Raw genomic sequence first — 17,515 nt, 5'->3', positions numbered from 1 at the left:
CTTACTTTACCGTTTATGTCCGGTATGAAGGTAACGCTCCATAAACTGGGAATAGCGCGACATTCCGTAGCAAAATATCCAGAATATAATCCCGACCACAGCATATCCGGTTGCCGCTGTCTGAGGCGTAGACCAGCTTGGGTCAGAAAAACTAAGTTGCACAATACCCAGCAAATCAAACAATCCGATGATCAAAACCAGCGTCGTATCTTTGAACAGGCCGATAAACGTATTCACAATGCCCGGAATGACCAGTTTCAAGGCCTGAGGCAAAACAATCAACCCCATCATCTTCCAATATCCGAGCCCCAACGCCTGAGCCGCCTCATATTGACCGCGCGGTATTGACTGCAACCCTCCCCTGACGACCTCCGCCATATAGGCCGATGAAAACAATGCGATGCCAATCAGACAGCGCAGGAGTTTGTCAAAGGTCACGCCCTGAGGCAAAAACAGCGGTAACATGACACTCGCCATGAACAACACCGTAATCAAAGGTACACCCCGCCAGAACTCTATGAAGCCCACACACAAAATGCGAATGACCGGCATTTCGGAGCGCCGCCCAAGAGCCAGCAGAATACCAATTGGCAAAGAAGCCACAATCCCGACAATTGCCACAACAAGGGTAACCAGCAAACCTCCCCATAACGGAGTCTCTACAGGCTCAAGGCCAAATGCCCCTCCGTTGAGGAGAAAAAACCCGAGGATCGGGTAAGGAACAAGCAAAAACACCGCATTGGCCCGCTTAAACGGCATGGACGGCATAAGCATAGGCACCACAGCCAGAGCGCCAATCAGAAATGTTACATCTACCCGCCAGCGTTCCATCTCCGGATAACGCCCGTAAATAATCTGGCTCCACTTCGCTTCAATAAACGGCCAACAAGCGCCTTTGGCGTACATTACACAAGTGTCCCGGTCACCATCGAACCCGACAGCGTTAATAAAAGCCCAGTTCACGAAGCCGCTGGCGACAACCCAGATGACATACACGGACACAATTGAAAGAACGGCGTTGTACCACGTAGAGAATAGATTCTTCCTTAACCAAACGACCACTTCTTCGGTGCGTGTATAAAGGTTTGTTGTCCGTTCGTTTGCCAAGAGGGTTACCTTTCCTTCAATGCCATGCTCGCGTTGTACCAGTTCATCAACAGGGAGGTCAGCAGGCTGAGCGACAAATAGATAGCCATGGTAATAGAGAGGACTTCCACAGCCTGACCAACCTGATTAAGACTCGTACCCGCAAACACGGAGACCAGTTCCGGATAGGCAATGGCGGCTGCCAGCGACGAATTCTTTGTCAGGTTCAGATATTGACTGGTCAATGGAGGAATAATCAACCGCATGGCCTGAGGTATGACAATCAGCCGGGTGGTTTTACCGGGCGAGAGCCCTAAAGAATATGCCGCTTCCGTCTGACCGTGACTTACAGATAAAATTCCTGCCCGTACAATCTCGGCAATATAAGAGGCCGTATACATAGATAAGGCTATGACAAGAGCCAACAGTTCATTGACAATGTTGATACCGCCAACAAAATTAAATCCTTTTAGCTCCGGAAAAACAAAAGATATCGGCTGGCCTGCCAGAAAATATGTAATAACCGGCAAGCCAATAATCAAGCCAAGTGCCGTATAAAAAACCGGAAACTGCGCGCCGGTCTCCATCTGCCGTTTCCGCGCCCACATCCGCACAAAAAAGGACATAACAAGAGCGGCAATAAACACAAAGAAGATCAACCCCGACCCTGACTCAAAAACCGGTTGCGGCGTTACAAGCCCGCGATTGTTCCAGAAAAAATCACCAAACAGAGAAAAACTGTTTCTGGGGCTGGGCAACACCTGAAGGACAGCAATATAGACAAACAAAATTATTAAAAGAAGCGGCACATTACGAACAATCTCAACGTAGGCTGCTGACAGTTTTCTCACCAGCCAGTTGCTGGATAACCGGCCTACACCAACAACAAAACCGATAATCGTTGCGAAGAAAATGCTGAGAGCAGCGCACAAAATCGTATTGAGCAACCCTACCAGCAGAACACGCCCGTGAGTTGACTCCTCGGAATATTCGATAAGAGAAAAATTGATAGAAAATCCGGCAGTGCTGTTCAGAAAACCAAAACCGGATGCAATGTTCCGCTCAGCCAGATTAGTGACAGTATTACCAACAACCCACCAGACGAACCCCACAATAAGAGCGATTGTGAGGGCTTGAAATATAATTCCACGGTAGTAAGAATTATTCAGGAAGGCGGAGATAGAGCCCTTTTTCCGCCCCACGGCAGAAGTAGCGGTAGATGGCCCTGAACTGCCTTCACTAGACACAATACCCCACCTGACTAATCACTTAACTCCACACCAATCATGCGGGATTTATTCTCCAGAGTCGACCCCATAAATTACGAACACACACTGATACCAGAGAAGATCTTTCCCTGACATCAATGTGTAAATGCCCGTATTTACCTGATTGGAGCCGCATATTGAATACCACCATCGGTCCACAGGGCATTCAAGCCCCGTGAAATACCAAGTGGCGTATTCACCCCAACATTCCTTTCAAAGCTTTCACTGTAATTACCGACCTGCTTGATAATGTTGTAGGCCCATCTGTTGGAAAGACCGAGATTCTCACCATATGAACCCTCCACACCAAGCATACGCCTAATTATAGGATTGTCAGAACCAAGCATGCGGTCAACATTGGAAGATGTAACATCGGCCTCTTCGGCATTCAGCATGGCATTCAAAGACCAGCGAACGACATTAGCCCATTCGTCATCACCCTGACGAACGGCGGGGCCGAGCGGTTCTTTGGAGATAAGCTCCGGCAACACCACATGAGCGTCTTTATCCGTCAATTTCAGACGCTGAGCATAAAGCCCCGATTGGTCCGTCGTGTACACATCACACCGGCCGGCGTCATAACTGGCAACGCCTTCATCAGCCTTTTCAAACGCTACAATTTCATAAGGCATGTTGTTGGCCCTGAAATAGTCAGCAACATTCAGTTCTGTCGTTGTACCCGTATTGGTGCAAACGGAAGCACCGGACAGTTGTAAAGCGCTGGTGACGCCCAGGTCTTTACGGACCATAAAGCCCTGCCCGTCATAATAGTTAATGCCTACAAAATTGACACCCAGAGCCGTATCGCGCTGCATGCTCATTGTCGTGTTACGGGATAAAATATCAATCTCACCGGACTGCAACGCCGTAAAACGCTCTTTAGCCGACAGAGGTGTATATTTCACCTTATCTGCATCGCCGAAGACCGCAGCGGCAACTGCCCGGCAGACGTCAACGTCAATACCTGTCCAGTTTCCGCTATCATCAGGATTAGAAAAGCCCGGCAAGCCCTGACTCACACCACACTGCACAAAGCCTTTGCCTTGCACCTGACTCAATGTGGACTGAGCCTGCGCTGCCGTAGATATGGCCGCTACAAGCACGGTGCCAAATCCGGCCAGCAGGATTTTTGATAAAATAGAACGAATACTCACGAGAATGTCCCTCCTTAAGTTTTTTCTACCAAGAAAATGGAAAAGCGAAAGTTTCCAAACCATTCCTCCCGATCCAGAATACCGCAATTCCGGGAAGATTATGACAACCTGTACTTTCCGCTCCTTTAAAGCTATTAATGATGCGGCACTCCAGCCTCTGAGGCTATCACAAAATTGCACAGTGGCAATAGTCAAAAAAACGGAACTATATTATGCAGGACTACCCATAAACCCTTCACTGTGGATAAGTAGTGTATAAGTGATTGATACACCCGGGGTGTTAATCTGGATATTTACCGGAATTATTGCATGCCCGAAGGACATAAAACAGTCAGTTGATGAAGTATCGCGGACCGTCCGCCGTTACCGGATTGGAGGTGCATATTGGATACCGCCATCGGTCCACAGGGCATTCAAGCCCCGTGAAATACCAAGTGGCGTATTCACCCCAACATTCCTCTCAAAACTTTCACTGTAATTGCCTACCTGCTTGATAATGTTGTAGGCCCACCTGTTGGAAAGGCCAAGGTTCTCACCATATGAACCCTCTACACCAAGCATACGCCTGATTACAGGATTGTCAGAACCAAGCATGCGATCAACATTGGAAGATGTAACATCGGCCTCTTCGGCATTCAGCATGGCATTCAAAGACCAACGAACAATATTGGCCCATTCGTCATCACCCTGACGAACGGCAGGTCCAAGCGGTTCTTTGGAGATAGTCTCCGGCAACACCACATGAGCGTCTTTGTCCTCTAATGTTAAACGCTCGGCATAAAGTCCTGACCGATCCGTCGTGTACACATCACACCGGCCGGCATCATAACTGGCAATGCCTTCTTCAATCTTTTCATAAGCCACGACTTCGTAAGGCATATTGTTGGCTCTGAAATAGTCAGCAACATTCAACTCTGTCGTCGTGCCCGTATTGGTACAAACGGAAGCGCCGGATAGTTGTAAGGCGCTGGTGACGCCCAGATCTTTACGGACCATAAAGCTCTGCCCATCGTAGTAATTCACCCCGACAAAATTGATACCCAGCGCCGTATCACGCTGCATGGTGACGGTTGTGACATTAGACAAAATATCGATCTCACCGGACTGCAACGCCGTAAAGCGCGCCTTGGATGACAGGGAGGTATATTTCACCTTGTCTGCATCGCCAAAGACTGCAGCGGCAACCGCCCGGCAGACGTCAACGTCAAGACCGGTCCAGTTTCCACTATCATCAGAATTAGAAAATCCTGCTATACCCTGACTCACACCACACTGCACAAAGCCTTTGCTTTGCACCTGACTCAATGTGGACTGGGCCTGTGCTACCGTAGATATGGCCGCCACAAGCGCAACACCAAAACCGGCCAGCAGGCTTTTTGATAAATTTGATAAAATAGAGTGAATGCTCATACGCATAATCCTTCATTATACGGCTCAACAAATTTTTATGGCCTGACAAACTGTAGCAAACTACCATAAGTTCTCCCTGACACAATATGCTATATCGGGTAGCGTACGGACAACATCTGAAACATGGTTTCAATGGTGCAGGAAAGACCCAAAATGGCTAAAAAGAACGGCGTACCGGAAAATAATAATCAAGAGCGCGATACGACATTGGTGCATGCCGGCACAAACCCCCATGCCCATGAAGGAGCTTTTAACACGCCCGTTTATCACGCCTCTACCATCCTGTTTCCAACGGTTAAGGATTTAGAGGATAACCAGACCCGTCCTCTCAGCTATGGAATACGTGGAACTCCCACCATGCGCGCCCTTCAGGAAGCTCTTACCGAACTGGAAGACGCTCATGGGGCAATCATTACACCATCGGGATTATCTGCCGTTACCACGGCACTGTTGAGTGTTCTTAAATCCGGCGATCATGTGCTGATTGCCGATAGCGTCTATAGTCCGACCCGCCATTTTTGCGCAAAGATTCTGCCGCGATATGGCATAGATGTCAGTTTTTATCCTCCCCGTATCGGAGCAGCAATATCAGACCTGTTTCGCGCCGAGACATGTGCAGTTTTTCTTGAATCCCCGGGCTCTCTTACGTTTGATATACAAGATGTCCCCGCCATCGCCGACAGCGCCCACAAAGCAGAACTGTGGGTGCTCATGGACAACTCCTGGGCCTCGCCTTTGTTTTTTCAGCCCTTACATCATGAGGTTGATATTTCTATTCAGGCGCTTACAAAATATGTATCCGGACATGCAGACGTCATGTTGGGATCGATTGCTACCAACGAAAGAGCATGGACGCCGGTTGACAATACCCATCAGGCATTGGGCTTAACCGCCGGACCGGATGATATTTATATGGCTTTGCGGGGCATGCGCACTCTTGGGGTGCGGTTACCCCGTCATCAGGAGTCAGCCCTTACCGTAGCGCGCTGGCTTGAGGCCCGGCCGGAAGTGGAGGCGGTCTTATATCCGGCTCTTGAAAGCCACGCTGACCATGATCTCTGGCAGCGGGATTTCTCCGGCGCATCGGGATTGTTTAGCGTAATCCTAAAACCCCGCTCCGCCCGGGCGGTGGCGGCTATGCTGGACTCCATGGCGTATTTCGGTATGGGGTACTCATGGGGTGGCATGGAGAGTTTAATACTTCCCGTGACCCCTCATCGCACAGCCGGGTCATGGGAGGTTACGGGGCCAATGCTTAGGATTCATATTGGCCTTGAGGATAGCAAGGATTTAATTCATGACCTTGAAGCGGGGTTTGAACGATTACGGTCTGTGGACTGACGGGTTTGCGATAAGGCACAGCATCGGGCATCATGGTCTATCAAAAACAATCTATCAAAAGTAAAAGGGAATAAGGGAGACATGACAAGCGTTACACAATTTATGACTTCCGCCGCCGATACGCGGCCTAATGCAATCGCGACCATTATGGGCGCACGCAGACGCACATGGTCTGAGCACCGCTCACGGGTGGCTAAGCTGGCCGGCAGTTTGCGCAAACTGGGAGCGGGCGCCGGCGACCGGGTTGCCATATTGGCGTTAAACTCTGACCGCTATACCGAATATTACCACGCTGTCTGGTGGTCAGGCGCTGCCGTTGTACCGATGAATATCCGCTGGACGGCGGTGGAAAACGCCTACTCGCTCAATGATTCAGGTGCGGAAATTCTTTTTGTCGATAAGACTTTTGCGCCGGTTGTTGAGAAGATCAGAGAGGAATGCAAAGCGCTGAAAATAGTCATCTATCTTGATGATGGTGAAGTGCCGGAAGGCATGCTGGCTTTTGAAGAACTGGTTGAAGACGGCGAACCCTGTGAAGACGCCATGCGCGGCGGCGAAGACCTTGCCGGCCTGTATTATACCGGCGGCACAACCGGATTTCCCAAAGGGGTGATGCTGCCGCATCGGGCGCTTTGGTATAATAATCTGGTCATGTCGAAAATGCTCGAGGCGCGCCCTGAAAGCATTTATCTGCACGCCGCTCCGATGTTCCATCTGGCCGATGGTGCAGCCAGCGGCGGCCAGACGGCAGTCGGCGCGACGCATGTGTATATTCCCATGTTTGACATTGAAGGAGTCATGCAGGCCATTGAAACCCATGAGGTGACGCATGCGCTGCTGGTGCCAACCATGATTGGTATGTTGCTCAATTCCGAAGCTTTTGACCCGAAGCGCCTGAGCAGCCTTGGGTATATGCTGTACGGCGCGTCACCCATGCCGGAAGGGCTGTTGACCGATTTGATTAAGCGCATGCCCGATTTGAAAATCATGCAGGGCTACGGCCAGACCGAACTGGCACCGATTGTCTCGACCTTGCAGCCGGAATTTCATGTTCTGGGGAGCAATAATTCCAAATTGCGCTCGGCCGGTCGTCCGGTGCCCGGCACGGAAGTAAAGATCGTCGATAAAGACGGTAATAGGGTTACCCTCGGCGAAGTCGGTGAAATTTGCGCCCGCGGCATGGGCGCCATGCAAGGCTATTGGAAACTTGATGAGCAAACCACCGCTACTTTAAAAGACGGATGGGTTCATACCGGCGATGGTGCATATATGGACGAGGACGGGTTTATTTTTATAGCCGACCGGATGAAAGACATGATTGTCACCGGTGGTGAAAATGTATTCTCGGCCGAGGTGGAGAGTGCCATCTCAACCCATGAAGCCGTGGCCGAAGTTGCCGTTATTGGCATTCCCGATGATAAATGGGGCGAGGCCGTGCATGCCATTATTGTCCCGAAAGAAGGGGCTGTCCCGACCCTGGATGAAATTGTCGAGCATTGCCGCCCGCTGATTGCCAACTATAAACTGCCGCGCTCTATCGCCTTGCGCGATGAGCCGCTGCCCTTGTCCGGTGCCGGCAAAGTGCTGAAGCGTGATTTACGCATCCCTTATTGGGAAGGCAGAGAACGTCAGGTTAACTAGGGCGATTTAATCAGGGCAAAAGGCCGAGCACCCGCTGACCTAAGTCAGCATGGCTTCAATGCCGGTGCCGGCAAGACAGGTATCAACACGTGCACGGTTAGCATCGCTAAGCGCAGCATACTGCTCGCGTGTCCAGTTGAGGCATTTGGCCTGATAGTTAAAGGTCGGTTGCGTCCATTTTGCGCCGTCAATTTCGCATTCCCAGCTTTCCGCCCCATCGACCACCGCTTTGGCGTTGGCAAGCTGGGCAGGCGCATAGACGTGACCGATTTCGTTCAACACAAGGCGCAGCGTGTCGGGCTGGTCTTCCAGTGTCACCCAATGCGCTTCCTTTGGCTCATGGCCGCTTTGGTCGCGCATTAGATCAACCCATGCAACGGTGCGAGACGATAATTTATGGGTCAAAGCGCGTGGCGTCGGGTCGAAACCGACAAGCTGTGTCAATTGCCCGTAAAGGCCAAAATCACCCGCCGCCGGACGTCCGCCAAGCATAAAATGCTGGCTACCTAAATGCGCTTCCATGGCGGCCAGAAACCGCTTGTAACTCGTGTCAATCACCGGCGCAGTGATGTCGTTTGAGCCGACAACGTAAAGCCGGTTGACCTGCCGGTCTTTAATCATGGACTTGAGGCCGGTCAGCGAGTCTTCCGCCATGCTGACATCAAAGGCAAGCGGTAAAAGTATAGAAGCATTCTCGGCATCAGCATCGGCGTGCCAGCGATAATGGAACATATATTTGGTAACCCATTCATCGGCAAAATCTTCAATGAGATAATCAATAAAGGCGAGCGCCGCATCATCGGGAATGACTGAACGGCCTTTATGGTCATTTTCCAGACGGCGGATAATCGGCGTCGTATCGGTGACGGCTTTCATCCCGTCGTTGTCCTCAAACAGAAAAGTTGGCATCAGCACCGGGCGCGGCGGTTCGATACCCAATTCTTTGCACACCGCAGCAGGCTGTCCCCAAATCACCACCGTCTCAATGCGGCGATAGCGCAAAAGCGCCAGCATTTTTTGCGTATAGGGCGAGCCAGTACCCCCGATAAAGCGAAGTGGTTGCTGATCTGTCATGGTGTTCCTCTTACACTGTCCTCTTACATTATCATTTAAAACAGGGAGATACGGGGGCCTCTGGGACGGGGTTTTTTATACGCTTCGGGCAGATTACACAACCGGTTCATACGGGTTGTGCTGCCATCGGCATATTCCCAAACCAGTTGTTCACCGTCCTTATAGCGGCGCACAACCACCGGCCCCCAACCAAGCGCATGAAAATTCAACACACCGTCCCGCCAAATCATGGCGGCGCTGGTGCGCGGGCAATATTCCTTATCACCGATGGTAAAAACCACCATACCTTCCGTATCATTCGTATTGAGACCGGCGGTACTGTTGGAACCGTAATCGTGAATAATGCCGGAGGATGTGATAACCGTCCGGCTTCCACATTGTTCGACACGTTCGACATGACCGATATGCTCCCCTTCAACGCCAATCCACAGGCCGCGAATATCATCTGCGCCTTCCAGCAAAGGTTCGGTACATTCAGCCAATATGGGTAGCGGAAAATGCGAATAGGCACAACCCGGCGTGTTACCTTTTGGGATGTTGCGGGCCAGCTTGCCGCTGCTGTCCAGTTTCGGAAATTGGCAATAATCAATAAGGCTGCCATCACCGGCCAGCGTTGCCGCATCAGTACTCAGGGGCGGACGCGGAGAAAAAAAGACGAGCCAGAACAGCATGAGAAAAAGCGCCGGCACAAAAATGGCAAAGCCGATAAGAATACGTTTCATCATTGCGCCATCATTTAGATCAACCCAGAAGACCATGCAGCATGGCGATAATCGCCTCACGCGCCTCGCTAATATTGAGTTTTTGGTGATGGCGAAGACGATGCCACATATCAAAAGAAGCAGCCGCATGGGCAGCCTCGCGTTTTCCTTTTGGCAGAGACTGTAATTCGGGCAGCCATTTTTCCAGATGTTTGCGCAATCTCTCCTGATTGCGGGCATAGTTCTTTTGCAAAGTCCCGGAGCGCCATAATTGTGCCTGAGTGCTCATCATCATTTTTTTCAAACGCTCATAGGCTTCCGACCGACCGGTTACAATATCAGCGATGCGCTCTTCAAGACAGCCATTACTAAAAGGCCGGTTGAAAAGTTGCTCATAATATTTCCGTAAATGGCGGTCTATCGTGTCAAACAGCGCATCCATATCTTCAAAATGGCGAAAGAAAGAGCGTAAACCGACTCCGGCCTCTTCGGCAATTTGCCTGGCTGTTGGCGACAGGTTGCCATTATCGACAAGATTGAGCGTTGCCGTGATGATGGCAGCGCGGCTGCGTTCGCTACGCTTGTGGCGTCCGTCAATAATTTCCAGTTTCGGTTGTCCACTCATTAAGTCACTCTTTTACTAATTCGGCCAGTAAATATAATCATCATCGAGAGTTGGTCTGTTGCCCAGCGATTTATCAACCCATATGGGCATTTCGGCACGCGTCGGCCACATGGGCGACGCCTGCTCTTTATTATGGGAATCCAGCAGCGCATTCAGCTCGGCGATTTTATCGGGGTGCGCCGTGCTAACATCAGCTTTTTCAAACGGATCGTCGGTCAGGTGATAAAGCCGCGTTTTCTCCGGCCGATCACTGCGCTGCATTTTCCAGCCGTCTTTTATAATCGCCTGATAATGGCCCGAGCGCCAAATTAACGTGTCGTGCGGCCACCCCGCTTTCTTGCCCGTCAAATAAGGCAACAGATTGACCCCATCAATCACTTCGGCTTGTGGTTTCAGCGCGGCTGCGCCCAATGCCGTGGGCATAATATCGAGATGCGAAATCGGATGCGGGTAACTGCCCGCTTGCAGCTTACCGGGCCAGTGCATGATAAAGGGAACATGAGTACCGCCTTCAAAAAAACTCAGTTTCCAGCCGCGATAGGGCTTATTAATATCCGGCATGCCGATATAATTGGCGCCGCCATTATCGCTGGTGAATATGACCAGTGTATTGTCATCAAGCCCATTATCTTTCAATGCCTGCATCACGCGGCCGACCGAGCGGTCAACGGCACGGATCATTGCTGCGTAAACGCGCGCCCGATGGGTTTTGAAATTATCGCCGACTGCTTCAAAATCGGCCCTTGAGGCTTGTAGCGGCGTGTGAATGCCCCAATGAGACAGATAGAGGAAGAGAGGCCGGTCCTTATTGGCGGCAATCGCCTTAACCGCCTCATCGGTATAATAGTCGGTCAGATAGCCGTTCGGCTCAAACCGCTCGCTATCATTAAAGCTGGCCGCATAGGTCAGCACTTCCCATTGCACCTTATCCAGCACGGCAAACTCATTGCGTGCATTAACGACATCAGGTGAGTCGACCGGCAAATAAAGCCCGCTTTCCATCAGCAGACTTTCATCAAACCCCTGATTGCCGGGACGAAACTCGGGGTCACGGCCCAAATGCCATTTACCGATATGCAAATTATGATAGCCGGCGCGCTTTAATTCTTCGGCCAGCGTGATTTCTTGTTGCGGCAGGCCTTTTGACATAAAGCTGATTTCTTTGTGTTCTGCATGCGGGTCTTCGGCTTCCATCGCCGTATCATGCACTTCAATGAAATTCATCTTGCGAGGCATCGGATCGCTTTTCGCCAATTGCTGCAAAATAGGGCTGAACTGATCTGGTGTCGGGGTGAACTCAAACCCGAAACGGGTGGAATAACGGCCGGTCAATAACATGGCGCGCGACGTGGCGCAGACCGCGCTACCAGCATAGCCATTGGCAAAGCGCACACCCTGATTGGCCAGCGTATCAATATGCGGCGTCTCAATGAGCCCACCACCATGGTAACTGACATCGTTGAAGCCCATATCATCGGTCAGAATGACGATAATATTGGGCGGGCGTTCACCCGTGCCCTGCCAGATGCCACTCTGCCACGTGACTGGCTTATTGGGGCCCGTCGCAAAGGCATTGCGCGCCATAAAACCCACCACCTTGATAATTACATAATCGCGATTGAGATAAATAATCGCGATTGAGCTGATCAGCAGCAAGGCCGTGGCCAGAAGGATTTTGGCCCGCTTCGAAAGATAGGTACTGCCCATCACAAGGCTCCTTTGACTTTGAAGATGGTCGCATCTTCCGCCGCCATTTTACTGTCCAGCATATCAAGATAGGCTTTTTTTATTTCATCAGCCGAGGCAAAACGGTTGATCTTTAGCCAATTGGCCGCTTCCCTCATCAGGCTGGCCGTATGCCCGCTAATTGTGCTCAATAACTGTTGCGGGTCGTCACTCCGGCGGGCCAGAAATGCAACCTCGTCAGGACCGGACCAGAAAACCGGTCGCGGGCCGGGCAGGTCCGAAGCATCCTGACCACCGGCATCCCAATGGGTGGCCCCCACCGTGCCGCTATAGGCAATCAAATCATCCAAATGATGATGAATAGAGGCCCGCAGTTCGGCATTACCGGCCATATCAAACAAGACACTGGCCTCTTTAGGCAGCTTATTGACCTCATCATAAGTCAACACCTGATGATAGCAGCCGGTCTTTTCAACAAATGCTTTATTGCGCGCCGATGTAAGGCCAATGGCGCGGCATTTATCATCATGTTGATTAACCAGAAAATGGCCAAAACCGAAAGCTGTTTTGCTTGACGCGCTGGTAATGACAATATTGCGGGCGTCGTAAAAATCATGGCGCCTAATATAATGTTCCAGCAAAAACGATGTGCTGATGACCGGACGCAGCAGGCTTTGCATCTCGTCAAAACCCGGATCATAGTCGGGCTCGGCAGTAACTCGCGCATATTCTCTGTAAAGAGTAGGTATTGTCTTGCGGCAGGGCGTTACATCGTTACATTTGGCCGCCGTGACCTTATCCATTGTGGTCAACAGATACGTTGACAGTGGGTAAAAACCGTAAAGCCGCTCACCGACCGGCAAATCGGCATGAGCTGAAGCGACAATGTTACCAAATCCCCAAAACGGCATGCGCGCATAAGGCGCTTCGGTGGGGAAACTTTCCAGATAACGAATAATCCCCAATTTACCGGCAATGCCATAGGTAATTGTATTGGCAGTCAACGCCAGAATATCAACTTCGATAATCACCTCGCCATCGCCGAGCTGCCCGCTGTCAAACGCTGCCCCTTCAATGAATTTTGTGTCGCGAAAATCATCCGGATTGAAAACAAAATTCTGACTTTTATAGTGCATGGTTTCTCCTCATTTCCGTTGAGGATATAAATTGACATTGATAATGTCAATTTATATTGTTTTGCATCTGAGGTTCAGGAGGGAAGCATGAACACAATATCCATTTCCATTTGGGGCATCGCACTGGCACTTTATCTGGTGTTTCTGGTCTGGCATGAAAACTGGCGCGGGCCGTTGACGCAATCTGAAATTGAAACCTTTATGGCACGCATTGAAGCCAATGAAACGGTTGATGATATGCAGCGTGCGGCTTTGCTAGACTTTATGGAAACAGATACGGGCAATGAATTTTTCATGGTCAATTTGCTGGCTTTCCCGAAGGGGACGGTCACCCACCCTGACACCGGCGAACAAGTATCGCCACCCGACTTGCTACAGGAATATTTCCGGCCCTTTATGGGCAAAACGATTATGAGTGCGGGCTATCCGGCCTATACCGGACGTGCTGTCGGGGGCTATCTGGATGCCTGGGCGGCGCAAGCCAATCCGGGTTGGTCGGCCGGCGGCATCATCCGCTATCGCAGCCGCCGCGATATGCTGGAAGCGGCCACTGACCCGTCATTTGAAGGTGGGCATGTCTATAAACGTGCCGCCCTGAGTGTAACCTATGCCATGCCATTGGAAACCAATGCCGGTGGCGTGTTGATGTCACCGCGCATCTGGCTGGCTTTCCTCCTGACCGCCCTGGCCGCACTCGGTCATCTGGTCTATCTGATATTCAGGACAACAAATGCCTGACAGATATAAACTCTATACTTGGAGCCTATCGCTTTATTCAGGTAAAGCACGCGCTTATCTCATCAAACAGCACATTGATTTTGACGATATCTCACCGGCTGACCCGCATTATGATGCGGTCATTCGCCCGGCCATTGGTCGTTGGATCATTCCGGTCATGGAGACGCCACAGGGTGAAATCGTGCAGGATGGCACGGATATTATCGACTGGTTTGAAAACAACAAAATGGCGCGTCTACCCGCCTATCCGACAACGCCGTGCCACCTCATTAGCTCACTGATCATGGAAATGTTTGGCGGCGAGGGTATGTTGCGTCCGGCCATGCATTACCGATGGAATTTCGACGACGATAATCTCGATTTCATTTTGCAGCAATTCGGCCTGTTTGCCATGCCGCAAGTACCGCCGGAAGAACGCCGCGATATGGCGCTGCATGCGGCAGGCCGTATGCGCAAAGCGGCATTGATTTTTGGTGTAACAGAGGAAACCGCACCACATATTGAAACGGCCTATCATGAGATGATGGTAGAATTTGATGCACATTTTGCAGATCATCCCTATTTGCTGGGTGGGATGCCGACCATTGGCGATTACGGCCTGTTTGCCGCTCTGTTTGCGCATTTAGGGCGTGACCCGCATCCACTGCGGCTGATGCAGAATAAAGCCCCCATGCTGTTTCGCTGGACCGAACGTATGCGCAATCCGTCATCCGACATGGTCGAATTTATTGGCCGCGATGAAAGTCTTTTGGAAGATGATGGCATCCCCGACACGCTGAAAGTTTTGCTGCAGCGCGTGGCAACAGATTATCTGCCTGAGATAAGGGCGATGATTACCCATAGCAATAACTGGCTAACCGAAAATAATCCGGCAGAAGGCGATATTGTCGGCGGGGTTAGTCTGGGACGTGGGATCGGCACATGCAATTTTGACTGGAGCGGGCAAACCGTCACCGCCGGTGTCATGCCCTATCGGATATTTATGCTGCAACGCATTCAGGACGCTTATGACAGGCTGGATGAGGCGAGACGTGTAGCGGTGGATGCACTGCTGGACGAAACGGGGTTAGCTGAAATTATGATGGTGCGTTGTAGTCGCCGTGTTGAACGGCGCGGTAATCGCGAAATTTGGATGTGAGGAACTAGTCGGTTTCTTTTGGGTAATTCCGAAATAGAAATCTAAATCATGCAAATCAGCATGAACGATTACAATCTGTGGGCTAATGGATTTGCGATAAGGCGCGGCATCGGGCATCATGATTGTCAATAATTATTCCCAACAGTAAACAAGTGGAGGATCGAATATGGCGCGGGTTGATATTGTTTCTGAAATTGCCGGCAAAGTGTGGCAAATCAAAGTCAAGTCCGGTGATCCTGTAGAACAGGACGACCCTGTTATTATTCTGGAGTCGATGAAAATGGAAATCCCTGTTGCAGCCCCTGCCGCAGGGTCTATCGTTGAGATTTTAGTTTCTGAAGAAGAACTGGTAAGCGAAAACCAGACCCTTGCCGTTATGGAAACCGGCTAAGCTGCAAACAAAGTTTTAAGATATGTGTTTAGCAGATGCCCCTTAGGGTCAAGGCGTTGCCGCACGGCACGAAAGTCCTCCCAGCGGGGATAAAGGTTTGCCGCTTTTTTAGCTGTTAGAGTGTGGAGTTTGCCCCAGTGAGGCCGCCCTTCATAGCGCCGAAAGACAGCTTCCGCCTCAGCAAATAATTCACGCCATGGATCACGGGCATATTGGTGAATAGAAATAGAAACACTATCGCGCTTATAAAACGGGCTAAGCCAAATATTGTCAGCAGCGATGGTGCGGTATTCAATGGGAAACATAAAATTGTGCCCGGACCGCTTCATAACCTCACCGACTTCCCGAACGCACTCAGGGCCGGCGGCGGCGGGAACGGCGTATTCCATCTCGTTAAACCGAACGGTGCGGGGGCTGGGAAAAGCCTGATGAGACCAGCGCGTACGAGAAGGATTCACCCCCTTCATCATATAGTATTTAGCTCCAGCCCGTGTTAAAAAGCGCTGCAACGGCCCCCGCAACCACGGCAATGAACGGGATATTTCACAACACCAGCGAATGATTTTGTTATCATAACTATCTCTGTCAGGAGAGGCAGGTTTTGCCACCAAACGGGGTGTTTCATCAGTTTTTTCCAGCGTTTTCAGGATGACTTCATCAGAAAAAGGAAACCAGAAAAATTCAAAATGACGATATGTTTGGCAAAATTCATCCAGAGCGGCGCATGTTGCCTCAAAAGACAACCGCCCGACGGTTTCTTTAAGACCATAAGCCGGATGGCATTGCATGGTGATGGCGCTCATAACACCGAGAGTGCCAAAAGACACGCGGCCCGCATCAAACACATCTTTGTTTTCATCTTCCGAGCAGGATAAAACGTCCCCTTCCGCTGTGACCAACCGAAACCCCGTCACCGCAGATGACAGACTGCCCAACGTCTTCCCCGTACCATGAGTGCCGGTACCAACAGCACCGGCAAGAGTTTGGGCATCAATATCGCCTTGATTCACCAACCCCAGACCGCGCTCAAAAAGAGCCGGCCCTAAATCATGGAGAGTAATGCCGGGAGTAATTGTCGCTTGCGCCGTTTTTTCGTCATGGGAGACGACCCCCGCCATATTCTCCAAAGATATAAGGCTGCCCTCCGTTTCATTGAGAGGAGTAAAAGAGTGACCACTACCCGCAACCCGGACCGGTGCCGGTGCGCGGATGATATTTTGAGCGAGGTCACCCTCCCCTGCCGGATGCAACCGCACACGCGGTCGACCCTGTACACTGCCGGACCAATTACACCATACAGACGGCGTTGACTCTTTTATTGATTTCACGACTCCGGGTTCACTGCCCTTGTTGTTGCTGTGCCTCATCAGCTAAGCGGGTGGCCTTTTTAATTTGTGCCGGCGACATTAAGGGTAAGATTTGCTCCAGTTCGGCGGTGGCAAAACGTGCAAACCCGTTGCGCACGGCCAGCAGAAAATATTTATACGCCCTTACCAAATCCTGTGAGACCCCATGCCCCTCCCGGTACATCACGCCGATATTATGTTGCGACGAGGCTATCCCCTGATCAGCCGCCGCTTTATAGAGTTCTGCCGCACGCTTCCAATCTCTACGCACGAGCCATCCATTATCATAAAAAGTAGCAAGGTCTTGTTGAGCGCGGGCATCGCCCCCTTCCGCACCCAGTTTCAGGTAACGGAGGGACGCCCGCATGTCACGCTCTACCACTTTGGCATCCAGATATTCTTCACCCAGCCTGAAGGCCGCCCCTGCATCACCCACAGCCGCAGCTTGTGTCCAAACGTCAAGGGCTTCTTCATAAAAACCCCGTTTGTAAAGGTCTTCACCTTTTGCCTCGCTCGCTATATCAGCAGCGTCACCGGCGGCCTCATTGACTGCCAAAACAGGGCTTTGGCTTGTTGCCAAACCAACCAACACAACGGCAAAAATCAGTTGTCGGAATGCTGTATAAAAAAGGAGTCCGGTTTTTCTATGCGACCACATCACTTTTAATTTCCTTGCTTCTAGAGGTTCGACAGAGATGGTGACCCCGGCACGATTCGAACGTGCGACCTAGTGATTAGAAGTCACTTGCTCTATCCAGCTGAGCTACGGGGCCATAGACC

General features: G+C 51.0%; 16 protein-coding genes and 1 tRNA gene. 5 read left to right on the top strand and 12 right to left on the bottom strand.

The annotated features are described in order from the left end of the window. Positions 1-6: 6 nt before the first annotated feature. From V6Z81_02450 to V6Z81_02435, 4 genes are all read right to left on the bottom strand, one after another. Entirely contained in the window at positions 7-1,107 is a 1,101-nt protein-coding gene (locus V6Z81_02450; GenBank protein ID MEG9861355.1) for an amino acid ABC transporter permease, read from the bottom strand. Positions 1,108-1,112: 5 nt separating this feature from the next. Beyond that, positions 1,113-2,333 (bottom strand): amino acid ABC transporter permease, encoded by a 1,221-nt coding sequence (locus tag V6Z81_02445; protein MEG9861354.1) that lies wholly within the window; start codon positions 2,331-2,333, stop codon positions 1,113-1,115. 137 nt (positions 2,334-2,470) lie between these two features. After that, entirely contained in the window at positions 2,471-3,508 is a 1,038-nt protein-coding gene (locus V6Z81_02440; GenBank protein MEG9861353.1) for an amino acid ABC transporter substrate-binding protein, read from the bottom strand. Between the two features lie 363 nt (positions 3,509-3,871). Further along, complete coding sequence (locus V6Z81_02435; protein MEG9861352.1) at positions 3,872-4,918, bottom strand: amino acid ABC transporter substrate-binding protein; 1,047 nt, start codon at positions 4,916-4,918, stop codon at positions 3,872-3,874. Positions 4,919-5,071: 153 nt separating this feature from the next. On the opposite strand from V6Z81_02435, the gene metC reads away from it, so the two are divergent. Together metC and V6Z81_02425 are read left to right on the top strand one after the other, a co-directional pair. After that, positions 5,072-6,259 carry a cystathionine beta-lyase gene (gene metC / locus V6Z81_02430; GenBank protein ID MEG9861351.1) on the top strand — a complete coding sequence of 396 codons (1,188 nt, stop codon included), beginning with the start codon at positions 5,072-5,074 and terminating at the stop codon, positions 6,257-6,259. Positions 6,260-6,340: 81 nt separating this feature from the next. Beyond that, a complete protein-coding gene (locus V6Z81_02425; protein MEG9861350.1) occupies positions 6,341-7,900 on the top strand; it encodes a long-chain-fatty-acid--CoA ligase in 1,560 nt (519 codons plus the stop codon). Positions 7,901-7,939: 39 nt separating this feature from the next. On the opposite strand, the gene V6Z81_02420 is transcribed toward V6Z81_02425, so the two are convergent. Genes V6Z81_02420 through V6Z81_02400 form a run of 5 tightly spaced genes read right to left on the bottom strand, consistent with a single transcriptional unit; the run spans position 7,940 to position 13,122 of the window. Beyond that, positions 7,940-8,974, bottom strand: a complete 1,035-nt coding sequence (locus V6Z81_02420) for a hypothetical protein (protein ID MEG9861349.1) — start codon at positions 8,972-8,974, stop codon at positions 7,940-7,942. 35 nt (positions 8,975-9,009) lie between these two features. Beyond that, entirely contained in the window at positions 9,010-9,699 is a 690-nt protein-coding gene (locus tag V6Z81_02415) for a hypothetical protein (GenBank protein MEG9861348.1), read from the bottom strand. 16 nt (positions 9,700-9,715) lie between these two features. Next, a complete protein-coding gene (locus tag V6Z81_02410; GenBank protein ID MEG9861347.1) occupies positions 9,716-10,300 on the bottom strand; it encodes a TetR/AcrR family transcriptional regulator in 585 nt (194 codons plus the stop codon). Positions 10,301-10,315: 15 nt separating this feature from the next. Continuing rightward, complete coding sequence (locus tag V6Z81_02405) at positions 10,316-12,007, bottom strand: sulfatase-like hydrolase/transferase (protein ID MEG9861346.1); 1,692 nt, start codon at positions 12,005-12,007, stop codon at positions 10,316-10,318. After that, entirely contained in the window at positions 12,007-13,122 is a 1,116-nt protein-coding gene (locus V6Z81_02400) for a DUF2855 family protein (protein ID MEG9861345.1), read from the bottom strand. Before V6Z81_02400 ends, V6Z81_02405 begins: the two co-directional genes overlap by 1 nt. An 87-nt stretch (positions 13,123-13,209) precedes the next feature. On the opposite strand from V6Z81_02400, the gene V6Z81_02395 reads away from it, so the two are divergent. The 3 genes from V6Z81_02395 (at position 13,210) to V6Z81_02385 (ending at position 15,389) form a co-directional block, all read left to right on the top strand. Beyond that, complete coding sequence (locus V6Z81_02395; protein ID MEG9861344.1) at positions 13,210-13,860, top strand: hypothetical protein; 651 nt, start codon at positions 13,210-13,212, stop codon at positions 13,858-13,860. Continuing rightward, positions 13,853-14,998 carry a glutathione S-transferase family protein gene (locus V6Z81_02390; protein MEG9861343.1) on the top strand — a complete coding sequence of 382 codons (1,146 nt, stop codon included), beginning with the start codon at positions 13,853-13,855 and terminating at the stop codon, positions 14,996-14,998. Before V6Z81_02395 ends, V6Z81_02390 begins: the two co-directional genes overlap by 8 nt. Positions 14,999-15,164: 166 nt before the next feature. Beyond that, entirely contained in the window at positions 15,165-15,389 is a 225-nt protein-coding gene (locus V6Z81_02385) for an acetyl-CoA carboxylase biotin carboxyl carrier protein subunit (GenBank protein ID MEG9861342.1), read from the top strand. Here the strand turns inward: V6Z81_02385 and V6Z81_02380 are convergent. The 3 genes from V6Z81_02380 to V6Z81_02370 form a co-directional block, all read right to left on the bottom strand. Next, a complete protein-coding gene (locus tag V6Z81_02380) occupies positions 15,386-16,717 on the bottom strand; it encodes a D-arabinono-1,4-lactone oxidase (GenBank protein ID MEG9861341.1) in 1,332 nt (443 codons plus the stop codon). The genes V6Z81_02385 and V6Z81_02380 overlap by 4 nt on opposite strands. Positions 16,718-16,727: 10 nt before the next feature. Next, positions 16,728-17,393 (bottom strand): tetratricopeptide repeat protein, encoded by a 666-nt coding sequence (locus V6Z81_02375; GenBank protein MEG9861340.1) that lies wholly within the window; start codon positions 17,391-17,393, stop codon positions 16,728-16,730. 38 nt (positions 17,394-17,431) lie between these two features. After that, positions 17,432-17,508 (bottom strand) — tRNA-Arg (locus V6Z81_02370). Positions 17,509-17,515: the final 7 nt, after the last annotated feature.

The organism is Parvularculales bacterium (genome assembly GCA_036881865.1).
Taxonomy (GTDB): domain Bacteria; phylum Pseudomonadota; class Alphaproteobacteria; order JAPOUT01; family JBAJNM01; genus JBAJNM01.
Note: the sequence above shows the minus strand (reverse complement) of the source record. Positions and strands in the feature narration are given on the sequence as shown.